Raw genomic sequence first — 3,950 nt, 5'->3', positions numbered from 1 at the left:
TTATCCTCTTATCTGCACAGTGTTTTGCTATATGGTTTGTCAGCTCCGGCAATATGGGAATTATCCTATAGTGTGACGTGGGCTGGATGTATTCTATTTTTAAAAGTTCCTCTTTTGCCTGCTCAAGCCTTTCCTTTAACGGTGGCCCGGACTCTCTCCTCAGCGCCAATTCGAGGCCCATAATCTCATTCTTGAGATCTTTCCCTTCTTTTGGCAGTGTCTTTTTCTTCTGCGTGTTTCTGATAGCTATAGTCTTATCATCGAAATCTACTGCTTCCCGTTTAAGTTCCATCACCTCTCCGATCCTGGCCCCTGTATTCCAGAGAACTTCAACCAGAAGCCGGTCCCCACCCTCAAGAACCGATATGACACGCCGTGCTTCTTCGGGGTGAATATATTTGATTTCCTTACCGTCACGAGTTTTTATAGTTTGAAAAGGCATGTTTAAAAATTCTCTATTCTTTCTCCACAAGGAGAGCATGGCTCATCCAAAATGTGGGCTGATATCCGGCTTCCATAACCTTCTCAAGCTCCAGTTTCTGGTCGGCATTGACGATAATTTCACCATCAAAGGTTGATCCGGAATGAAAATCACCCATAGATAGATCAACTCCCTCTTCCGTATTGTATATACTTCCCCCGTCTTTTTGCCAATCGTTAAAGACCAACTTGATTTTCATGTTTTTTCCTTTCAGGCAAGCATTCTATTTTAAACAATGATAGTTGCAATTGGTTTAAGATACCTCGGATTCCCTCCCCCTGCCAGCAACGGACACATCCGTAACAACCGTGATCCTGACGGTTGAGGCAGGCAGCGGTATCCATTTGATAGTTATTTCTGCCGCACCAGAAAGTATCTGCCATAGAAAAATCATTACATGCAGGAATACTGCCCTTAACTTTTTCCCCAGACAATGCACAGGTATGCGAAGGTTGATAGAATTTGCAATACTTGCATATTGCTTTAAAGATTGGTTTCTTTTTTTTACTCATATCATGATTTTGTTGGTAACTCCTTTGGTCAGTACCGGCTCTGCCGACCGCCACGGTGGATCCACATGGGAGCCAAAAAGACCAGGCTGAAGCCGCGCTTTGGTTGTATTGAGATCCTCTTCGGTTTGGATTATGCCCCCTTTCCTGATATGCAGGACATGAATTCCTTGTTCCCTCAGCACCTTGCCGATCAGGAGCTTGCGATGGCAGTTGGTGGGGTCTTCTTCACTGCACATGAGAGCTACCCGGTAGAGGGCAATTCCTTTCATCAAGCGCGATATGCCCGTCTGAAAAGATGCTGATTCAGCTATGTGGTCATACATAACATGACCCCCACGGTCATAATATTTTCTGTCCTCCGGTTTGCCGCCAAGCAGGTCCCCCATATAAACGTATATAAGATTGTTTGCGGAGAGGGTTTGGTTTATCAGGTCCCTGTTGAATTGAGAGGCATATTTTGAAAATGGTCGGGATCGCACATCCACAACCACTGCAATCCTAAATGTTCGCAGGAGATCGATAAACTGAGAGATGGGGATATTTGAATGACCGACAGTGTAAATGGTTTCTTTGCTTTCTCTAATCATACTGGTTATTTCACTCTTCATTTCCGTTCACCCATGCCACTGCCTGTTTCACGGCCTCTGCAGCACTGTCAGACGTAAATGTCCGAAGCAATTCGCCCTTCATACAGGACATCCGCCAATATCCTGAATGATATTTTAACACCTTCCAACCTTCGACTATGTTAAGCAGGTCATCAATAACACCGGAACGATTGTTCCAGCTTTCTATTAATTTTTCTAAATCTTCTTTGGTTGTCTCGTTACGTCTCGATGACTTTTCACAGCATCCCGGGAGTTCACATCTAATGACGTAACCTGCTATACCTTCCAGTGGGACACAAATAAGCGCCTTGCCACCACAAAAGGGACACGGCTTTAACTCCTTTTGGTTAGTCATTCTATATCTCGTTGTAAATTCCATCTATGAGTTTCTTTAAACAATGTTGACAAAGATCACATTCAATCTCTGCCGCATCACCAAAAACAGAACCATAGCCTCCCACAAATCTAATACGATGAAATTCTTGTAGTTCTAAAAAATCATCTTTTCCAAACTCCTTCTTACACTTATTACAAACCAGTCCAACCACTACTTCTTTCTCTTCTGATACCTTCTCTATTATCTCCATCTTTCCTCCACCTTTTATAAGCTTTCAAAATTTGCTTCATATGAACAGGATAGAAATCCCAAACATCCACCCCCACGTTGCAGATATTCTCCTTGAACCTCCAATGCTCGTGAACATGACCACATAGATAAAAATCATATCCCTCATCCATGTCTTGAAGTCTGTGTACTAGCTGAATCCTCTTCCCAAATCCCTCAATCTCCGCCTTTTTGAGCATTGATTTGCTCTTGTTCTTCCTATCATGGTTTCCTTCTATGAATACAAAATCTCCGTTAAGACTTTCTATCAATCTCCTTATCTCTATCTTACTTGCACCAAAAACGAAATCTCCTAAGAAATAAACTGTGTCTCCCCTCTTCACTCTACTGTTGTGTCTCTCCTTAATAGCCTTATTCATCTCAGTTATATCTTCAAAAGGACGACCACAAAATTCAATTATATTCTTGTGGTTGAAATGATAGTCAGCCGAAAACCAGTTCATTTCCCTTCCCCCATACAATTCTTGTACAATATTTGATAAACATTCTCGCTTAGTATCTTCACCGACATTGAAGCTCCCCACACATGTAGAAAACTCGTAAACCTTCTCTCATGGGCTTATCTGGAGCTTCATGCCCGCCAAGATAACCTGCACCACAGACTAAACATTTTTCAGGTACTTTAATCATCATGGGTATCACCATCCATAAATACTCGGAATTGCCGACATGAACAGTAACCGTAGGCGCCCAGCCTCACTATCATCCAGCGAACTCTTTGCAGTCTTTCCCTGGTAAGACATGTTGATAAAATATCCGCTGGACGGCCCCTTCTTGATAGACAGGATCTTATAACCGTTTTTCCCTCCATTATCGACCTTCCCGGCATTAGGATCGTGAACAATTTCACCCTCACCAATTTTCAGGGCAGTCAGGAAATCAGCAAGATCCTTGTCGTTCAGTTTCATCGTTATTTTCTCATCCCAGTTGCAGGCCGGTAATCCTTTCTGCTGCTGGCCGGTTGAATTAGCCATTTCCAGCATTACAAACCCCTTGGCCTGTCGAAATTTGTCCTTATCATTATCATAAGCGGGCATCAGACTGAACTGCATTGCTCCTGCCTTTTTATACACTTTAAATTGTGGGAGTCGTTTCATGCAATCCTCCTGTTAATTTTTACAGTTCTTCCTTCCTCATAATAGGAGGCTGTGCACCAGGAAACTGACCAAGAACCCCGGCGCACAATGAAGGAGACATGGAAAAAGTGTTTGCTTGTTTTATTTAACATTTCCTATACTACACTTTTGATAGAAAGTCAAGAAAAAAATGTCTATATGGCTAACTTTGGGGAAATAAAGTCCCTTAACGGTATTGATTAAATGTCCTTGCTTCTTCTTCAATCCGCTCTTCGGCCCATTTTTCCCGCTTACACCGCCCACATAAAGTTTTTCTTGATTTTGTGTACCCACCTATACGCCGTCGTTCTTCAACGACGAATATTTTTCCACATTTTCCACATACAATGTCCACACATCTTTTTAGTGCCCCCTGGATATCTGCTACGGTCAACCCTAACGTCTCTGCAATAATAGTGGGTAGCCCTGGATAGTCATATATAGAATCGACATCTTGAAGAATTCGGGGTGTTAATATACCATCGGCGTCCCGTTTAAGCCGGGTAAAGTAGCTTCGCACTGCTTCACGTACTTTTTCGGGTGCTACGTCTGCCTCTTGTATTAAATACTTTATTTGGTTCATTGTTTTTACCCCCCCGTTTCAAGCCG

Annotated in this window: 9 protein-coding genes; all 9 read right to left on the bottom strand. The window is 42.7% G+C overall.

The genetic code is table 11. The features are described from left to right. Positions 1-442 (bottom strand): tyrosine-type recombinase/integrase (locus tag Q7J27_09610; GenBank protein MDO9529403.1); only part of this gene is annotated, 442 nt, incomplete at its 3' end. A gap of 13 nt (positions 443-455) precedes the next feature. After that, positions 456-680, bottom strand: coding sequence for a hypothetical protein (locus Q7J27_09605; protein ID MDO9529402.1), 225 nt, complete (start codon positions 678-680; stop codon positions 456-458). Positions 681-734: 54 nt separating this feature from the next. Next, complete coding sequence (locus tag Q7J27_09600) at positions 735-875, bottom strand: hypothetical protein (protein ID MDO9529401.1); 141 nt, start codon at positions 873-875, stop codon at positions 735-737. Positions 876-989: 114 nt separating this feature from the next. Next, a complete protein-coding gene (locus Q7J27_09595) occupies positions 990-1,601 on the bottom strand; it encodes a DUF488 domain-containing protein (protein MDO9529400.1) in 612 nt (203 codons plus the stop codon). Then, entirely contained in the window at positions 1,591-1,956 is a 366-nt protein-coding gene (locus Q7J27_09590) for a Lar family restriction alleviation protein (protein ID MDO9529399.1), read from the bottom strand. Before Q7J27_09590 ends, Q7J27_09595 begins: the two co-directional genes overlap by 11 nt. Before the next feature lies 1 nt (position 1,957). Beyond that, positions 1,958-2,188, bottom strand: coding sequence for a hypothetical protein (locus Q7J27_09585; GenBank protein ID MDO9529398.1), 231 nt, complete (start codon positions 2,186-2,188; stop codon positions 1,958-1,960). After that, a complete protein-coding gene (locus Q7J27_09580) occupies positions 2,130-2,669 on the bottom strand; it encodes a metallophosphoesterase family protein (protein MDO9529397.1) in 540 nt (179 codons plus the stop codon). The genes Q7J27_09585 and Q7J27_09580 overlap by 59 nt, the downstream gene beginning before the upstream one ends. Before the next feature lie 195 nt (positions 2,670-2,864). Next, the gene (locus tag Q7J27_09575) at positions 2,865-3,323 is read right to left on the bottom strand and encodes a hypothetical protein (GenBank protein MDO9529396.1); all 459 of its coding nucleotides are present in this window, start codon (positions 3,321-3,323) and stop codon (positions 2,865-2,867) included. Between the two features lie 205 nt (positions 3,324-3,528). Beyond that, positions 3,529-3,924, bottom strand: a complete 396-nt coding sequence (locus Q7J27_09570) for a hypothetical protein (protein ID MDO9529395.1) — start codon at positions 3,922-3,924, stop codon at positions 3,529-3,531. Positions 3,925-3,950: the final 26 nt, after the last annotated feature.

The organism is Syntrophales bacterium (assembly GCA_030655775.1).
Classification (GTDB): Bacteria; Desulfobacterota; Syntrophia; order Syntrophales; family JADFWA01; genus JAUSPI01.
Note: the sequence above shows the minus strand (reverse complement) of the source record. Positions and strands in the feature narration are given on the sequence as shown.

Coding starts and splice junctions, on each gene's coding strand:
- Q7J27_09605 (MDO9529402.1), bottom strand. CDS start 680: ATGAAAATCAAGTTGGTCTTTAACGATTGGCAAAAAGACGGGGGAAGT.
- Q7J27_09600 (MDO9529401.1), bottom strand. CDS start 875: ATGATTTTTCTATGGCAGATACTTTCTGGTGCGGCAGAAATAACTATC.
- Q7J27_09595 (MDO9529400.1), bottom strand. CDS start 1,601: ATGAAGAGTGAAATAACCAGTATGATTAGAGAAAGCAAAGAAACCATT.
- Q7J27_09590 (MDO9529399.1), bottom strand. CDS start 1,956: ATGACTAACCAAAAGGAGTTAAAGCCGTGTCCCTTTTGTGGTGGCAAG.
- Q7J27_09585 (MDO9529398.1), bottom strand. CDS start 2,188: ATGGAGATAATAGAGAAGGTATCAGAAGAGAAAGAAGTAGTGGTTGGA.
- Q7J27_09580 (MDO9529397.1), bottom strand. CDS start 2,669: ATGAACTGGTTTTCGGCTGACTATCATTTCAACCACAAGAATATAATT.
- Q7J27_09575 (MDO9529396.1), bottom strand. CDS start 3,323: ATGAAACGACTCCCACAATTTAAAGTGTATAAAAAGGCAGGAGCAATG.
- Q7J27_09570 (MDO9529395.1), bottom strand. CDS start 3,924: ATGAACCAAATAAAGTATTTAATACAAGAGGCAGACGTAGCACCCGAA.